Origin of the sequence: Leptolyngbya subtilissima AS-A7, from assembly GCF_039962255.1 — a bacterium.
Classification (GTDB): domain Bacteria; phylum Cyanobacteriota; class Cyanobacteriia; order Phormidesmidales; family Phormidesmidaceae; genus Nodosilinea.
Genome location: NZ_JAMPKY010000015.1, coordinates 1 through 16505, shown reverse-complemented (window position 1 = coordinate 16505; position 16505 = coordinate 1). Strand labels below are relative to the sequence as shown.

Below are 16505 nucleotides of genomic sequence, written 5' to 3'. Positions count from 1 at the left end.
TTGAAAGATTAGCTAACAGCGCTGCCGATCGCCCCTTTTAGAGCCGCAATACCCTGCTCGACACTGGCCCACAGGCCCATATCAGGCTCTTGACCGGCTATTTCACGGGTGCCAACAAAGTAAAGAACACCTTTGAGAACCTCTTGGTGGGCCCGATTTTCAAAGTTAACTTTGTTGAGCGGCTCCATGGCATCTTGAAGGTCATCGCTCAAGGTTTGCCCCACTTTGTGCAGCACCAAACCATTCATTGTCTGCTGGTGCTTCAACAACTCAAGCTGAAAAAACTTGTCGTATAGAGATAGTTCTGAGCCATCCGTCATTTTGGTGACAGCCTCGGCATGCTTTTGGGTGATATCGCGCGGCTCTGCTGCGGAACCTAGCTTAGTTATGGCCTCGTCAATGTTGCTGAGGTTGGCGCGATCGCTTTTTAGCATCCCTTCGAGACGCTCACGAATGGTGTGATCATCGGTGGCCGCCATCAGCTTTTGCTCGATGTCAATCAAGACATTTTGAAAAAGCTTTAGGTCAGCAAGCTTGGTTGACATGGTTGTCGTATCAGTCATCAGATGTATCTCCTAATCAGAAATTTGGTAGTGTGTCATCACTCGTAATCTTCATGATTCCGTGAGAACTCAAGAGCACCCTCCCTCGTTGGAAAGGTTCAAGTCGAAAGCCTTTTCTACCATTTACATCGGTTGAGCAGAAATTAATCCGCTAGCGCTCCCTAGCCCGTCTGCCTCCCTGCGGTGTTCCGCCCTACGCCCCACACCATCCATCCAACAGCAGACCAGGGCTGCCCCACCCAATTGCTACCATAGAGACAGCGTTCAAGCAGGAAGGCGAGGGCAATGTGTGGACGGTTCAGTCTCAACAAAACTGGTGATGACCTAGCTGACAACTTTTTGCTGCGGTCCACTCCCCCTGTGATGCCGCGTTACAACATTGCCCCCACTCAACCCTTAGCCACGGTGGTAGCTACCGCCGAAGAACCAGAGCCCCATTTCGACTTTCTGCAATGGGGACTGATTCCTAGCTGGGCCAAAGATCCCGCCATTGGCAGCCGCATGATCAACGCCCGCGCCGAAACTGTGGTTGAAAAGCCATCTTTTCGCGCTGCCTTCAAGCGCCGTCGCTGCCTGATCTTGGCCGATGGCTTTTATGAGTGGGAGACAATTTCTGGTCGCAAAACCAAGCAGCCCCACTACATATTTTTGAAAGAGCATGCGCCCTTTGCCTTTGCCGGTCTATGGGAACACTGGAGCGACCCGACCAGCGGCGGCGAATTGCAAACCTGCACCATTCTCACCACCGCCGCCAACGAGCTGATGGAGCCAATTCATAACCGCATGCCGGTGATTTTGGCCCCCGAAGACTACGCTGCTTGGCTCGACCCCGACTATTACCAGCCCCAAGCGCTCCAGGAGATGCTGCGCCCCTACGACAATGGGGCAATGGATCGCTACCCGGTTTCGACGGTGGTCAATAAGCCCCAAAATGATTCCCCAGACTGCCTTGAGCCCCTTGACACTGCAACGGATGAACTCGTGAAGGCTTAGGATTGTCGGGGCTAAATCCTGAAGGCTATCGCACTAGGCGAGGATATAGACGGCCGCAAAAGGCGATCAGCACCGCAGCTACGCATATCAAAATTGAGACACTCAGCCCCAGGCTGTAGCTGCCCGCCGGTTCTACCAGCATTAGGTTGCGCAAGGCATCGACCATATAGGTCAAAGGGTTGAGTCGCGACACCACCTGCAGCCAGGCGGGCATGATCGATATCGGATAGATTGCGTTGCTGGCAAAGAACAGCGGCATCATCATCAGTTGCCCCACGCCCATCACGCGCTCGTGGGTCTGTGCCCAGCAGGCCACAATCAGCGAAAAGGTCGAGAACAGCGCCGCGCCCAGCATTACCACCAAGGCTACGCCCAGCACCGCCACCGGGTTCCAGTTGATGGCTACACCCATTAGAGCTGCCACAATATAGATGATTAGCAGCTGCGACAGGCACCGCACCCCGGCCCCGATCGCCTTTCCTAACACCAGCGCCGACTTCGGCGCGGGGCTGACCATCAATTTGTGTAAGATGCCGAGGTCTTTTTCCCAAATCACCAGCAGCCCGGTGAAGATCGACATAAACAGAACGCTTTGGGCCAAAATGCCCGGCGTCATAAAGTCGATGTAGCTGAGGTTGCCAGTGGGGATGCCGCGCACTTGGGTAAACACCTGGCCAAAAATAGTCAGCCACAGCACCGGCTGCACCGCTCGGGTAAACAGCTGAATCGGGTCGTGGCGCAGCTTGCGCACTTCCAGCTCGGCGGCAACCAAGGCCTTGGCGATAAAGTCTTCAATGGGGGCAGTAACTCGCTCTTGGTTAGCCCAACCGTTTGGCGGTGCGTCGTGTAGTTGACGTGTCACGATAGCTTCCTTCGTTGGTAGTGGTCAGGGGGTTGCGGGTGTAGTGGATGAAGACATCATCCATGGTGGCTTCGGGGTGGGGCACAGTGGCTTTGAGCGCGGCGGGAGTGCCCATAGCCACCTGCTGGCCGTTGTAGAGCATGGCGATGCGATCGCACAGCACATCCGCCTCTTCCATAAAGTGGGTGGTGAGAAACACCGTGGTTTGGTAGTCGCGCCGCAGCTGCAAGATTAGATCCCACATGGTTTTGCGGGCCACCGGGTCAAGCCCTACGGTCGGTTCATCGAGAAATAAAACCGGGGGTCGGTGGAGGGTAGCCTGGGCCATCTCCAGCCGCCGAATCATGCCACCGGAGTAGGTGTTGACCAGGCGATTCGCCACCGTATCGAGTCCGACATAGTTCAGGGCGGCGTGGATGCGATCGAGCCGCTGTCGCCGAGGCACGCCGTAGAGCTTGGCCAAAATCAGCAGGTTTTCGTAGCCGGTCAAGGTGCTATCCACCGACAGCGCCTGAGGTACGTAGCCAATCCGTCGCTGCACCCCGGCAGCCTGGCGGCCAATATCAAACCCGGCGATCGCGGCCCGTCCACTGCTAGCAGGCAGCAGAGTAGTGAGCATCTTAATCAGCGTGCTTTTGCCTGCTCCGTTTGGACCCAGTAGGCCAAAAATTTCTCCCGGTTCTACGGTAAGGCTAAACCCATCGACGGCTGTTTTAGGTGCTGTTTTGGGGCCGAAGCGCTTGGTCAGTTCTTGAATTTCAATCATTGCCATAGATCATTAAATGGTACGGAGTAGGGCGTAGAAGAGTGGGAAGGTTGGTTGCAATTCAAAATCCAAAACTTAAAACTCAAAATTTCCCCTCCTAGCCTTGCTCTTCAGGCTCCTCAAAGATGCTGCTTAAGATTTCCAGTCCCGCCCTCACCTGCTGAAGCTGCGATTCAGAGAGACTCTTTAGGCGGTGGGCTACCGTCTGCAACGTTGCGTCGTAAACTCGCTCCATTTCTGCTGCGCCTTCGGCAGTTAGGGTGAGAATTATGCGCCGCCGCTCAACCGGATCGCTAACTCTATTGACCAGCCCCCGCTGCACCAGGCGCTCTACCATGGCCGACATGGTGGGCCGGGTGACATCTAAATAGTCAGCCACCTCTGATAGGGAAGCCTGCGATCGCCGCCGCAAAAAGTACAGCACCCGCAGCTGCGACAGAGATAGCTGGGGCTTGCCGTGGCGACGAATGCCCGCCCGCAAAAACCGCGTCACCGCCGGCACCGCCGTCATTATGTTTGCCGCGCACTGAGCTGAGGTAGGAGCTTGGGTAACCACAGGCAAATGGGCTCTCGAGCAATAGTTAGCTTAACTAACAGTTAGTTTAACTTAGTATATTCAAATTGTGGGGCAGTTGTAGCTCAGCTAGACCTACCGATTGAGGAAGCCTCAAAACCTCAGGAATGGCCTCAATCTGTCTTCTCAAAAAAACTTTCGGGTTCCTCGATCTTTGGTTCAGTGGTTTACAGATCCTCCAAACCTGGTAGATTGTCTTGGTATCGGCAAAGAGATTGAAGCATTGATATGAAAGTCCTTGTAATTGGCGGCGACGGCTATTGCGGGTGGGCAACGGCCCTATACCTCTCCAATCGTGGCTACGAAGTCGGGATTCTTGATAGCTTGGTGCGTCGCCACTGGGATGCTCAGCTTCAGATCGAGACGCTGACCCCCATTGCCCCCATCCAAAGCCGTCTACAGCGCTGGAAAGACCTTACCGGTAAGCACATCGACCTCTACGTCGGTGACATCAACAACTACTCCTTCCTAGAGGAGACAATGCTTGAGTTTGAGCCCGGCGCAGTAGTTCACTTCGGTGAACAGCGATCGGCACCCTTCTCAATGATTGACCGGGAGCACGCGGTGCTGACCCAGGCCAACAACGTGCTGGGCAACCTCAACCTGCTCTACGTGCTGCGCGACCACTTCCCCGAGTGCCACCTGGTCAAGCTGGGCACCATGGGCGAGTACGGCACTCCCAACATTGACATCGAAGAGGGCTACATCACCATTGAGCACAATGGTCGCAAAGATACCCTCCCCTACCCCAAGCAGCCGGGTTCGTTCTACCACCTCAGCAAGGTGCACGACTCCCACAATATCCACTTCGCCTGTAAGGTGTGGGGCCTGCGCGCCACCGACCTCAACCAGGGCGTGGTCTACGGCGTGCTCACCGAAGAGACCGGCATGGATGAGTTGCTGATCAACCGCCTCGACTACGACGGCATCTTTGGCACCGCCCTCAACCGCTTCTGTATTCAAGCCGCTGTGGGTCACCCCCTGACGGTGTACGGCAAGGGCGGTCAAACCCGCGCCTTCCTCGATATTCGCGATACCGTGCGTTGCGTGGAAATTGCGATCGCCAACCCCGGCGACCCTGGCTTGTTCCGCGTCTTCAACCAGTTCACCGAAATGTTTAGCGTCGGCGACCTGGCCATGATGGTGAAAAAAGCTGGCACCACCCTGGGTCTCGATGTCGATATCCAATACATGGATAACCCTCGGGTTGAGGCTGAAGACCATTACTTCAATGCCAAAAACACCAACCTGCTAGAGCTGGGTCTCCAGCCTCACCTGCTGTCTGACTCGCTGCTCGACAGCCTGCTCAACTTCGCCGTCAAGTACAAAGACCGCGTTGATAAGAACCAGATTCTGCCCAAGGTTCAGTGGCGGCGCGATTAGTAAGTAAATAGGCCAAAATCACGCTGTGATTTTGGCCTATTTACGCATTCATTCTTCTATTTTCAATCATCTTCACTTAGCCCCCTCGATTGTTATGCGGATTGCTCTCTTCACCGAGACCTTTTTGCCGAAAGTAGACGGCATTGTGACCCGTCTCAAGCACACCGTTGATCATTTGCAGCGCCAGGGCAACCAGGTTTTAGTGTTTTCCCCAGAGGGAGGCTTAACCGAGTATCGAGGAGCAAAAATTCATGGCGTATCGGGCTTTCCGCTGCCACTCTACCCAGAGCTAAAGCTGGCTTTGCCGCGCCCGTCTATTGGTGAGGCGCTAGAAAGCTTTCAGCCTGACTTAGTCCATGTTGTGAACCCGGCAGTCCTCGGATTGGCGGGCATTTACTACAGCAAAACCTTAGATCTGCCGCTGGTGGCGTCGTACCACACTCACTTACCCAAATATCTAGAGCACTATGGCCTCGGCATGCTCGAAGGGCTGATGTGGGAGCTGATCAAAGCCATGCACAACCAGGCCCAGATCAACCTGGTCACCTCCACCGCCATGAAGTCTGAGTTGTCAGAGCATGGGGTGGAAAATATTGAAGTGTGGCAGCGTGGGGTTGATACCGAGCTGTTTCGTCCTGAACTAGCCAGTGCCGAGATGCGCGATCGCCTCTCGGGTGGCCATCCCGAAGCTCCCCTCCTGCTCTACATCGGCCGCCTCTCCGCTGAAAAAGAAATCGATCGCATCAAGCCCGTGCTTCAGGCTATCCCTGGTGCCCGCCTCGCTCTAGTGGGCGACGGACCCTACCGCACCGAGCTAGAGGCCCACTTTGCCGATACCCCCACCAATTTTGTAGGTTATCTAGGTGGAGAAGATCTGGCTTCTGCCTACGCATCGGCCGATGCTTTCGTATTCCCCTCCCGCACCGAGACCTTGGGCTTAGTCTTGCTAGAGGCGATGGCGGCAGGCTGTCCAGTGGTAGCGGCCAACTCCGGCGGCATTCCCGACATTGTGACCGACGGCGTCAATGGTTTTCTCTTCGACCCGCTCGATGAATCAGGAGCCATCGTTGCCACTCGCCGCCTGATCGAGGCCAAAGACGAGCGGGAGCTGATGCGTCGCAATGCTGTCACCGAGGCAGAACAGTGGGGCTGGGCAGCCGCAACCCGTCAGCTTCAGCAGTTCTACCGTCAGGTGCTGGCGCAGCGATCGCTGCCAATGGCCGCTTAAGGCGTTTTACCTTGATTTCCTCCAGATAATCGGGTCAGAATGAAGCTATAACAACGGCGAACCTCTGCACCTATGACCGCTACCACCCCGCAATTTAGCTCGCCCTCCCCAGCCGATTACCCTCAGCCTGCTCCTCAACCGATGGATCTGGCGGTGGATGTGGCAGTTGTTGGCGGCGGTATCGTTGGGCTTACCTTAGCGGCAGCTCTGGCTCCCAGCGGCATGCAGATCGCTGTGATTGAAGCTCAAACAGCGGTAGCGGCAGCTTCGCGGCAGCGGGCCTACGCCTTCTCGCTAACCTCAGCAGACATTTTTAAGGGGCTAGGCCTGTGGCCTCAGATTGGGCCGCACATCTGCCACTTTGACCAAGTGCAGCTCTCCGATGGCAACTACGGCAAGGTCGTGCGGTTTTTGCCCAGCGACTTGGGTACCGATGCAGTCTACTACGGGGCCGAGCACGGCGTACTGATGGCGGCACTTCAGGGAGCGATCGCAGCCTTCCCCAACATTCATTACCTCTGCTTAGCCACCCTAGGGACAACCCACAACCACAGGGAATGCACCGTAGCGGAAGTGAGTACACCGGAGGGCAACGTCACGGTGCGATCGCCCCTCTTCGTTGCTGCTGACGGCAAGGGCTCTTCCCTACGCCAGCGGGCCGGCATCGGCAGCGTTGGCTGGCGCTACCGCCAGTCCTGTGTGACTACTGTGCTAGAACCCGAGCACTCCCACCAAAACACCGCCTACGAGCGCTTTTGGCCCAGCGGTCCCTTTGCCATTTTGCCCCTACCTGGCCAGCGCTGCCAGGTCGTGTGGACAGCCCCCCACGCCGAGGCCGAGGCTGTTTTGCACATGCCCGAAGCCGAGTTTATGGCTGAGTTAGAGCAGCGCTATGGTAGCCAGATGGGGCGGCTCAAGCGACTGACTGCGCCAGCGATGTTCCCAGTGCAGCTGATGCAGTGCGATCGCTACGTTCTACCCCGCCTAGCCTTGGTGGGAGACGCCGCCCACAGTTGCCACCCCGTAGGCGGGCAAGGGCTAAATATGGGCATTCGCGATGCTGCGGCCTTAGCAGAAGTTCTAACGGCTGCCCATCAGCAGGGCCAAGACCTAGGCAGCCTCACTGTGCTGCGCCGCTACGAACGCTGGCGACGGTTAGAGAACTGGGTGATTCTCAGTTTCACCGATGGATTGACCCGCATTTTCTCAAACCGGCTTCTGCCCATAGTAGTGCTACGACGCAGCGGGCTTTGGGTACTCAGCCACGTTTCTCCCCTCAAACGCCTGGCCCTACGGCTGATGACCGGTCGCTTGGGACGAGTCCCCCGGCTGGCACAGCTGGGTCGGCAGGGGTATGATTCTGCCTTGTAAGACGACATGTAAGCAATCAATTGCGTCAGCAAAGTTTCCCTCAATTAAGGGAATCTAGAGGCTCAAAGTCCTCTAAGTTGGGGAGATTTGGATTGCAAACAACTTCGGGCATCCACCGTGGACCAGCCATTTGCGCAATAGCCTAATCTACTTTTCGTCTCCTTCAGCAGATTCCATCAGCATTGCAGCCCTTTAGCTTTAAAGGGTTGCAATGCTAATAGATTTCTCTATCTAACGAGGTATGAAACGGAGCACGAGACAATGCAATGCCCGTCTACCTAGTATTGATACTGAGCTTCTGAGCGGGTGTAATCCCGCAGGGGAATGGCGCGGTTAAGGGCCATATTTTTAGCAAACTTGAACAGACTGTCGTAGTTGCGCTGTCTACAAACCAGTCGCCCATCCCCAGAGTATTGATTGCCATCATCTCGAAGTTCAATGGCAAAATCCGACACGTACACCGAAAAAACTCGGGTTGCAGCGTTCATAATGGATAACGATCTTTCGCAAGAATTATGGGTGGAACAACGATTTCTCACACATTAATTCAAACCAAAGGCAAAGCCCAGATCTATCTGGCATAAACCCTACCGATGGTCAGAATTCAGGCTGAATGAGACCCAGTCGAACTAACAAAAGGCTTTGATATTGGCGGGATCTACGTAGTAGCAAGCGGAGCTGTCTAAACAGATACGCGCCCATCCCGCAGCACTGACGTCGACCAGTTCATAGGTCGTATCTTGTACAAAAAAGCCCCGATGATCGCGAGTTCCAGGAAGTACGGAAAAGCAGTAACTTTTGTCGTCTAGGGTGTTCATGATGGTTTCTTATAGTGAGGATTGAAATTTGAGCAGGAACTTTTTCCTACTTTTTAAGTCTAGTTGAAGCAAATGTAAGGCAAGTCTTTTTCTTGCGAATTAATTTTAATCTTTACCCTGGATTGCGCGATTGTTACTTCAGCTACGTTTAGGGCAATTTCTTCATCAATAAACGTAACGATCGCAGCTTTGAGCGCTAGGCTACAGCGCGACAGTGCGTTCGGCCACCCGTAGCTTAGCTGAGCGGGCACGGGGGTTTTGGCTCACTTCAGTTTCGGTGGCGATCACAGGCTTTTTAGTGATTACTTTGAGATCGGGAGAGTCTTTTAGAGTGTGCTTAACCAGGCGATCTTCCAAACTGTGGAAACTAATAATTACTAGCCGTCCACCGGGGGCAAGCCAGGTGGGAGCAACTTTCAACAGGGTTTCTAATACTTTTAGCTCCTGGTTGACCGCGATTCGCAACGCCTGAAAGGTGCGAGTGGCCGGATGAATCCGGCCATAGCGATAGCTGCGCGGCACGCAGTAGGAGATAGCCTCAGCCAAATCCGTGGTGGTCTGCCAAGGGCGCTGGTCGACAATCTTGCGGGCAATCCGACGAGAAAGCCGTTCTTCGCCGTAGGTATAGATCAAATTAGCTAGCTCGGTTTCATCCCAGTGGTTGACGATGTCGGCAGCGGTGAGGTCTTGGCGCGGATCCATACGCATGTCGAGGGGGGCGGTTTGACGAAAGCTAAAGCCGCGATCGCCCACATCGAGCTGCACCGAACTCACCCCCAGGTCAGCTAAAATGCCGTCGAAGAGATTTCCGGCGGGGTCAAAGTTGGCAAAGTTGCCGTGCCACAGCGAAACTCTGTCGCCAAACTCGGCCAAATTGGCCTGGGTAGCCACGATCGCGGCCGCATCCTGATCCACAGCCACCACCCTCACAGTTGGATCAGCTTCAAGCATCAGCCGACTGTGGCCACCGCCGCCGGCAGTCGCGTCTAGATACCGCCCACCAGGCTGAATGTTCAGACCTTCGAGCACCGCCTCAGGCAGCACCGGCACGTGATAAAACTCTGGCTCTGCCATCAGCAATCTCAATCCCTGCTTCGTATGCCAACTGCGGCGATACCCATTAAGATACTCAAAGATACAGCAGAACTAGATTTGACGATTGGGTAGCCCCTATGTCGATTATTGAAACTAAGACCGAACCCATGGTGCTCAACATGGGGCCCCACCATCCCTCCATGCACGGGGTGCTGCGGTTGATTGTCACCCTCGACGGCGAAGACGTACTCGACTGCGAGCCGGTGATTGGCTACCTGCACCGAGGCATGGAGAAAATTGCTGAAAGCCGCACCAACCTCATGTTTGTGCCCTATGTCAGCCGGTGGGATTATGCGGCGGGCATGTTTAACGAAGCGATTACCGTTAACGCCCCGGAGAAACTGGCCAACATTGAGGTGCCTAAGCGGGCCAGCTACATTCGCGTCATCATGCTGGAGCTCAACCGCATTGCCAACCACCTGCTGTGGCTTGGCCCCTTCCTCGCCGACGTTGGCGCTCAGACACCCTTCTTCTACATCTTCCGCGAGCGCGAAATGATCTATGACTTGTGGGAAGCCGCTACCGGCTACCGCATGGTCAACAACAACTACTTCCGCATCGGTGGCGTGGCCGCTGACCTGCCCTACGGCTGGCTCGACAAGTGCCTAGACTTTTGCGACTACTTTTTGCCCAAGGTCGATGAGTACGAAAAGCTAATCACCAACAACCCCATCTTTCGCCGTCGGATTGAGGGCATTGGCACCATTACCCGCGATGAAGCGATTGCCTGGGGGCTCTCAGGCCCCATGCTGCGGGGCTCTGGCGTCAAGTGGGATCTTCGCAAGGTCGATCACTACGAATGCTATGACGACTTTGATTGGGATGTGCAGTACGAAACCGCTGGCGACTGCATGGCCCGCTACCAGGTCCGCATTCGCGAAATGAGAGAATCCGTTAAAATCCTGCGGCAGGCCTGTGCTCAAATTCCTGGCGGCGCCTTCGAGAACCTTGAGGCCAAGCGCATGGCCGAAGGCCCGAAATCCGAGTGGAACAATTTTGACTACCAATTTATTGGCAAAAAGATTGCCCCCACCTTCAAGATTCCGGCTGGGGAACACTATGTGCGCTTAGAGAGCGGCAAGGGCGAACTGGGCGTCTTTATCATGGGCAACGACAACATTTTCCCCTGGCGCTTTAAGGTGCGGGCTGCTGACTTCAACAACCTGCAAATTCTGCCCCACCTGTTGAAAGGGGTGAAGGTGGCCGACATTATGGCCATTCTAGGCAGTATCGACATCATTATGGGGTCGGTAGATCGATAGGGGCCGCACCCCGGCTCAGGTTTCTGGGCCGATGAGCTACCATTGCAATGGCTTAATTGCACTGTCTCCAGGGCGGTGCAGGGCGCTTGCCCTGTTCCCTGCACTAGGTGCATCTAGCCCCTGTTCCTGAATTATGTCGCTACCTGTGACCTCACTGCCCTCTAGCTCCTCTCCTACACTTGCCCGGCAGCGCCGGATTCAGAAGGCAAAGCAGCGGCGAGCGCTATTTATCGCCCTGCTGCTGCTGGGTGCAGGATTTGTGGGCGTGCGATCGCTGCCCCATCCCTCGCTGCGGCAAATTCAAGAGACCGTATGGGTCAGCCATCCTGAACCGTTGGCTATGACCGGGGGTGACCCCTACGTTCGCGCCCTGATGCGCACAATTTCTGCCGCTGAGTCAAACACCAACCAACCCTATAACGTTCTTTACGGCGGCAACACCGTGCAGCAGCTCAACCACCATCCCAACATCTGTGTTGAGATTGTGGCTGGGCCAAATCAGGGGCACTGCACTACCGCTGCCGGGCGCTACCAGTTTTTAACCGGCACCTGGCAAGAAAAAGCCCGCCAGTACCATCCCAAGTCCTCCAGCTGGTTTAGCTCCTGGGGCGACTACAGCTTTGACCCCGAATCGCAGGATTTGGTGGTCTACCATTGGCTCAGAGATACCTCCGCCTGGGATTTGGATATTCCTAACGCCCTGCGGGACGGTCGCCTAGATGAAGTGCTGCGCCGTCTCTCTGGCACCTGGACCAGCCTTGGCTATGGTATCGAGTCAAACAGCATGACCGCCCGACTGCCTCGCGTCTACGAAAATTTGCTTCAGGAAGAGCTGGCGCGATCGCCCTCTGGACAGCTGCCCTAGTAATTACCAATAAAAACCGCTGCCCCCCCGGTATAGGTATATCGAGGAGGCAGGGTGACTCAACTTCAACTTTGCCAAAGAGAACTACAGCACGAGGGCTCATCATTTCGCAAAGAGCCAGCCAATTTTGCGAATTTTCTGTTCAAGCCCTCACCTCATACCAATATCGATCGCAGCGCAGTCAGCTCAATTTGGGAGCATGGTATGGAGCGAGCACATAGCCCTCTAATTGTGCCTTACTTGCAGTCCACCCAGCGGTAGCCGCTGTCTCGTTACCAGCAGATGCACCATTCGCCCTACGGGTTAACGCAGGCATCGCACCTTTTAGAATCGGAAGGCCGTAGGGCCGCGAGGGATGCACCATTCGCCCTACGGGTTAACGCAGGCATCGCTGTGGCACCAATGCAGTGCAGGACAACCCCATCAGCATCAAAGCCTTGGCAACTCGGCCTGATACACCAACTCCCAAGCCCAGCACTAGCACCAGCGGGGCAATGTTCTTCTGTCGAGATCACCTATGGGGAATGGTTAGCCGCCCACATCACTGGCCAAAAGGAGGGTAGTCACGTTAATGTGCAGCCCCAGCCATCCGCCTCAGTCCACATCGGTAGCTATGGCTTGGTAGGCAAGGCGATCGCCGTCATGGCAAGGTTATTAGGCTGGACTGTGCAAAGTGGTATCACGTTCAATCTCTACTTCCGGCCATCAGAGAGGGGTGTTTGGGAATTTTGTATCTATTCAGAAATAGACAATGACCGCCCCCTTCCGTCTTATCTACAGCGGCTCCAACCGCAAACACCACCTGTGCGACCTGGGCAGCCTCAGCGCTGTAAACCCTTAGAGTAATAGGCTATTGGCGGCAGATGCCGCACAAAGGGCTGTGGATTGTTGCTGGAGCAACTGCATACCTGCATAAACTGTGGGCCACCGCAGACCGAGACGTGGAACACAAGCGCAAACCACCCTGCCTCTACTGGCTACCCTATGACCACTTCGTGAAGCACCGGGGGCTGATGAGTTACGGTCTGCTGATTGGCACAGTCTCCTATGGCCTAGTGGGGGTGTTGGGGAGAATCTTGGATGCGGCTCTAGACTATCCGATTTGTGCCCATGAGGCGTTGCTAGGAACTGAGAAGTTGCTCTAGGGTGCTTACCGGGGTTTGCATCACCCAGCTTTGACATAGCGTTGCTGGAGCAACGCCACTAATTTTTCGGGGTCAAAGTCTGGATGCTCCAGTAGTTTGTCGACCACCGCCTCAAAGTCTGAGGGTGTAGTTTTTCGTGAAACTCAAGGTAGCGTAGCAATGTGCCCGCTACCCCTTCCTTCGACTTGGCTGGGACGTTGGGCAGTTCATCAACCAGGGCCGCAATGGTCAAGGTGATGTAGTGGTTGATGCTGAGGCCGTCAATCTCAACATGGGCACTGTTGGCGATTGCAACACCTACCACTGCATGCCTGATGGCCGCCAACCCTTTGCCCATACCCTTGATCAGGCGCTTGACCGTTGCTTCTCCCACGCCAAACCGGAGGGCAATTTCTCGCTGGATTGGGTGGTTGTCCGCCAAGCTTTTTGAATTTGCTTGCGGGTCAACTCTGGCAAGGCTCTGGGCATAATAGCCACCACAAGCTAAGGGTTCCAGTAGAGCGGGTACCCACTCTACTGGGCTCAATCTTATTTGAGCCAAGTCTGACAGTCGTACCCACTAGCAAAATCTGGGAACCAGCCGCGCCAGGTCAGCAGCTTGTCGGGTAATATAGCTGCTGCCTTTCGCCCCATGCCGGGCTGCGAATAAACAGCCTCTCTTAACCCCGCAAACAAATTAGACCGGGCGTTGTCGACCAAGCCACCTCGCCAGATCTCTCCTCACCCCATCGAGAGCACCCCATACCAGGGCACTGTAGGCTAGCAGCGGCAATCGCCATAGTTCGATGCACTCTGAACTGAGCTTTATGGCGACAGCTGACCCTCGAAGCTTGTTTTGGAATCATCGGTCTTTACCGGTGCTGGTGCTAAGCAAAATCCTCTGTGCCAGTAGCGCTGAAAATTGAACTTAATTTGGCATGTGCTGGCTTGTGACAGTTGTCTCAAAGCCTATTTCGCTGTTCTATCTGTAGGTGCATCCAAACCTCTTGATTGACTTGGATGCTTTGTGTGAAAAGGGTTTCCGCAGGAGAGCAGCTGCGGCATAGTTGCAGCGCTGGGCAGCTATCCAGATACTACAAAGCAACTGAATAGACCCGAATCGCAGCTTTACTACTTTAGGGCCTTATACCGTGGGCAATGAGAAACACCTCTGGCTACACTTGGCCAGCTTCACACCTGGGATCTACAGCAGCAGTAAGCAATTCACTACCACTAGCAATACAGGTCACAGCACAGATGCTCACCTCGACTACCGGGGAAGAGACTTGGCCAGCAGGAATGGGTCTGGCCCTATGCTGACGTGCTACGTCTAAAGCTCAACCCCAAGACTGCGATCGCACAGTCTAACCTCACCATCAACGTACTCGGCATGGTGGAGCTGATTAAAGAATTTGAGGGATTCCAGCCGTATTGGGACTTTCAGCAATGGAGCTGAGGGATTGGTACTCGCGCCCTGGCCAGCACGGCTGCATCGGCCAGGCCACTGCAGCGTGAGCTACTGGCTTACCTAGAGCGAAATTACTTACCCGTCCGCACCCTTGGGCTTAGCTAAGCCTAGTCTGCTGCTCTAGCCAGCTGCTATAACGTCTAAGGCTTGCTGGAAACCTGCCCAATCGCTTAACCCATTGTAGAGCCATTCAATTTCCTGACTATCGCCGTCGACGACAATCGTTTGCCCATCAGATGACAAATTCAAACTGAGCCGATAGCGAGTCCGTGTCTCCGCGCCAGCAGAAATGCCCACAAGTGTGTCTTGAAAAATTACAGTCGGCCCCAGACCATTTAGCAGGTTAAGAGTAACGATAACTACTCCAGCTTTTTTTGAAATGTAATGTTAGCACTAGTATTAGGTAAAATTTTAGCACTTGCGAAGCGCTTAACTAGCTCTTCGCCCTCAACTGGAATTAGAAGTCTAGGTTCTAGCGTATGAAAAGTTATCTTAGAACCTACTACTAAACCTAAGGCCATAAATAATAATGTAAAGCAAAACTTATTGAAAGGTACTGCAAAAAACCGGCATTGAGACTACTCCTAGATAAGCTAGCAATAGCATTACGGCTAGCATCAGATAAATCCATAAGCCCTGGTTTATATCCAATGGTGGATAGAGATATTGAACTTTTTCGAAGGTATGTTTAGTTGAAGAGTGGTTTGAGTTGCCTCTACAGAAATAAAGGATGATGATGGACGTTTTGTTGTTCTTGAGTAGTTTTTTGTCTGGCCAATGCCGTTTTTTTGGCCTTGGTGAGGCTTTAGAAGATGTAGCCTTGCGTCTCTTGCTGATTCCGGTCTTTTGGCTAGGCTTGGGCTTGTTAGCCATTCGATCCAACTAGTGGAAAACTCGCTTAGGGTTGTCCAATGCTTAAATTCAACGTGTAAATCGTTCTGAGGTAGATCGGCAGAATGTTGACCTGTCGCCAAATAGATTAAGGTCATCCCAACACCATACAAGTCGGATGTGGGTAAAAACCGTCCACCAAATTGTTTAGGTGGCATGTAACCATAGGTGCCGACCACGGTTACCGTATCACCATGGGCGGCTGTTTGTACCGAGCTAAAATCAGTCAGATAAACTTCACCAAGGCTATTGCCGCTGTGGTTTTTTACAACACATTACTCGGTTTAATATCACGATGAATGACAGGCGGCTGAAGGTAATAAAGGTATTCTAGAATATCTAGTAAAGCTTTGGCGATTGCTGTTAATTCTGCTTCGATAAACCTGCATCCGTCTTGTACTAATTGTTGAAGTGAGCGAGCTTCGATGTAACTTTGTACCAGCGCAAAACCCTTGCCGAACTCAGTTTCTACCTCAAAATAAGCAAGGTATTGGGGTAACGCTGGACGATCAAGAGCTTTAAGGGTTTCTGCCTTGCGCTCAAATAACTTTAAATCTTCCCAGGTAAAATCTGGACTAAACAGTAAGAGTTTAATGACAACAGGCAATTGGTTCTTTAAATCGAGCGCCAAAAACGTCTGCCGTCCGGGTTTGCGACCCAGCAGGGCTTGAATTTGATAGCGATCGTGCAAGATTTGGTTTACAAACGGACTGCCAGCACTACCATCGAACTCGGCCACTGGTAAACCTTTTTGAGCTGAACATTACGGATGCCTATGGCATCTTTGCATCAAAGGTACCCAACGTTATGGGGGCTCACCCCCGAGATCAGCAATCAATGTGCACGGTTGGTCGCGAACGCTGTCGTCTGCTACAACTCTGCCATTCTGTCGCGTCTACTCACCAAGTACGAGGTCAGTGGGAATGCAAAAGCGGCAGGGCGGGTTGAGTAGTTGCCTGCGCTTGCAGCTAGCCGTTTTTATGCCAAGTAGGTTTGAATAGTTTGGAGTTGGAAGAGTTCTAGAATCTGGCAAACGCCATTACTTTTACAGCTGTATCTGTAGATAAAATAGCACTGGCAAGATACCCAAAATCGAGCGTATAAACCGCTAAGCAGCATTAGCCTCTAGGACAGGAGCGTCGACCTGCTTGAGATATTTCTCAAACCATTTTACGGCAGTTGTACTGGCCATCTCGAAGCCCTTGCCCTGGAAACCGTCGAAGTGCCCACCCTTCAAAATTG

Annotated in this window: 17 protein-coding genes and 1 pseudogene; 9 read left to right on the top strand and 9 right to left on the bottom strand. The window is 53.8% G+C overall.

What is annotated here, in order from left to right; translation table 11 throughout:
* Positions 1 to 8: 8 nt before the first annotated feature.
* Entirely contained in the window at positions 9 to 563 is a 555-nt protein-coding gene (locus NC979_RS24750; protein ID WP_190521468.1) for a hemerythrin HHE cation-binding protein, read from the bottom strand.
* A 285-nt stretch (positions 564 to 848) separates the two neighbouring features.
* On the opposite strand from NC979_RS24750, the gene NC979_RS24745 reads away from it, so the two are divergent.
* Positions 849 to 1556 (top strand): SOS response-associated peptidase, encoded by a 708-nt coding sequence (locus tag NC979_RS24745; protein ID WP_190521466.1) that lies wholly within the window; start codon positions 849 to 851, stop codon positions 1554 to 1556.
* Between the two features lie 25 nt (positions 1557 to 1581).
* Here the strand turns inward: NC979_RS24745 and NC979_RS24740 are convergent, their stop codons facing one another.
* From NC979_RS24740 to NC979_RS24730, 3 genes are all read right to left on the bottom strand, one after another.
* Positions 1582 to 2418, bottom strand: a complete 837-nt coding sequence (locus tag NC979_RS24740; RefSeq protein ID WP_190521464.1) for an ABC transporter permease — start codon at positions 2416 to 2418, stop codon at positions 1582 to 1584.
* The gene (locus NC979_RS24735; protein WP_190521463.1) at positions 2375 to 3190 is read right to left on the bottom strand and encodes an ABC transporter ATP-binding protein; all 816 of its coding nucleotides are present in this window, start codon (positions 3188 to 3190) and stop codon (positions 2375 to 2377) included. Before NC979_RS24735 ends, NC979_RS24740 begins: the two co-directional genes overlap by 44 nt.
* Before the next feature lie 91 nt (positions 3191 to 3281).
* Positions 3282 to 3740 carry a MarR family transcriptional regulator gene (locus NC979_RS24730; RefSeq protein WP_190521462.1) on the bottom strand — a complete coding sequence of 153 codons (459 nt, stop codon included), beginning with the start codon at positions 3738 to 3740 and terminating at the stop codon, positions 3282 to 3284.
* A gap of 246 nt (positions 3741 to 3986) precedes the next feature.
* On the opposite strand from NC979_RS24730, the gene NC979_RS24725 reads away from it, so the two are divergent.
* The 3 genes from NC979_RS24725 to NC979_RS24715 all read left to right on the top strand — a co-directional run bounded on the left by NC979_RS24725 (position 3987) and on the right by NC979_RS24715 (position 7740).
* Positions 3987 to 5141, top strand: coding sequence for an NAD-dependent epimerase/dehydratase family protein (locus tag NC979_RS24725; protein ID WP_190521461.1), 1155 nt, complete (start codon positions 3987 to 3989; stop codon positions 5139 to 5141).
* A 94-nt stretch (positions 5142 to 5235) separates the two neighbouring features.
* A complete protein-coding gene (locus NC979_RS24720; protein ID WP_190521460.1) occupies positions 5236 to 6369 on the top strand; it encodes a glycosyltransferase family 4 protein in 1134 nt (377 codons plus the stop codon).
* 72 nt (positions 6370 to 6441) lie between these two features.
* Entirely contained in the window at positions 6442 to 7740 is a 1299-nt protein-coding gene (locus NC979_RS24715) for an FAD-dependent hydroxylase (RefSeq protein WP_190521459.1), read from the top strand.
* Between the two features lie 278 nt (positions 7741 to 8018).
* Here the strand turns inward: NC979_RS24715 and NC979_RS24710 are convergent, their stop codons facing one another.
* Both NC979_RS24710 and rsmH read right to left on the bottom strand, forming a co-directional pair.
* Positions 8019 to 8228 carry a hypothetical protein gene (locus NC979_RS24710; RefSeq protein ID WP_190521458.1) on the bottom strand — a complete coding sequence of 70 codons (210 nt, stop codon included), beginning with the start codon at positions 8226 to 8228 and terminating at the stop codon, positions 8019 to 8021.
* Between the two features lie 531 nt (positions 8229 to 8759).
* Positions 8760 to 9632: a 16S rRNA (cytosine(1402)-N(4))-methyltransferase RsmH gene (gene rsmH / locus NC979_RS24705; protein ID WP_190521455.1), complete on the bottom strand. Its 873-nt coding sequence runs from the start codon at positions 9630 to 9632 to the stop codon at positions 8760 to 8762.
* A gap of 98 nt (positions 9633 to 9730) precedes the next feature.
* Here rsmH and NC979_RS24700 point away from each other — a divergent pair, with 98 nt between their 5' ends.
* The 3 genes from NC979_RS24700 (at position 9731) to NC979_RS24690 (ending at position 12925) form a co-directional block, all read left to right on the top strand.
* Positions 9731 to 10915 (top strand): NAD(P)H-quinone oxidoreductase subunit H, encoded by a 1185-nt coding sequence (locus NC979_RS24700; RefSeq protein ID WP_190521452.1) that lies wholly within the window; start codon positions 9731 to 9733, stop codon positions 10913 to 10915.
* Positions 10916 to 11048: 133 nt separating this feature from the next.
* Positions 11049 to 11780: a glycoside hydrolase family 24 protein gene (locus NC979_RS24695; RefSeq protein WP_199308945.1), complete on the top strand. Its 732-nt coding sequence runs from the start codon at positions 11049 to 11051 to the stop codon at positions 11778 to 11780.
* An 863-nt stretch (positions 11781 to 12643) separates the two neighbouring features.
* Positions 12644 to 12925: a DUF2227 family putative metal-binding protein gene (locus NC979_RS24690; protein WP_190521451.1), complete on the top strand. Its 282-nt coding sequence runs from the start codon at positions 12644 to 12646 to the stop codon at positions 12923 to 12925.
* Positions 12926 to 12983: 58 nt separating this feature from the next.
* On the opposite strand, the gene NC979_RS24685 is transcribed toward NC979_RS24690, so the two are convergent.
* Positions 12984 to 13346 (bottom strand): hypothetical protein, encoded by a 363-nt coding sequence (locus NC979_RS24685; protein ID WP_190521449.1) that lies wholly within the window; start codon positions 13344 to 13346, stop codon positions 12984 to 12986.
* 879 nt (positions 13347 to 14225) lie between these two features.
* On the opposite strand from NC979_RS24685, the gene NC979_RS24680 reads away from it, so the two are divergent.
* The gene (locus tag NC979_RS24680) at positions 14226 to 14360 is read left to right on the top strand and encodes a hypothetical protein (protein ID WP_255524850.1); all 135 of its coding nucleotides are present in this window, start codon (positions 14226 to 14228) and stop codon (positions 14358 to 14360) included.
* A gap of 653 nt (positions 14361 to 15013) precedes the next feature.
* Here NC979_RS24680 and NC979_RS25480 read toward each other — a convergent pair.
* Positions 15014 to 15442, bottom strand: coding sequence for a hypothetical protein (locus tag NC979_RS25480; RefSeq protein WP_199308944.1), 429 nt, complete (start codon positions 15440 to 15442; stop codon positions 15014 to 15016).
* Between the two features lie 86 nt (positions 15443 to 15528).
* Positions 15529 to 16002 carry a protein kinase domain-containing protein gene (locus NC979_RS24675; protein WP_199308943.1) on the bottom strand — a complete coding sequence of 158 codons (474 nt, stop codon included), beginning with the start codon at positions 16000 to 16002 and terminating at the stop codon, positions 15529 to 15531.
* Between the two features lie 84 nt (positions 16003 to 16086).
* On the opposite strand from NC979_RS24675, the pseudogene NC979_RS25475 reads away from it, so the two are divergent.
* Positions 16087 to 16209: pseudogene (locus NC979_RS25475) on the top strand (Tn3 family transposase); the annotation flags it as partial.
* Between the last annotated feature and the right edge of the window lie 296 nt (positions 16210 to 16505).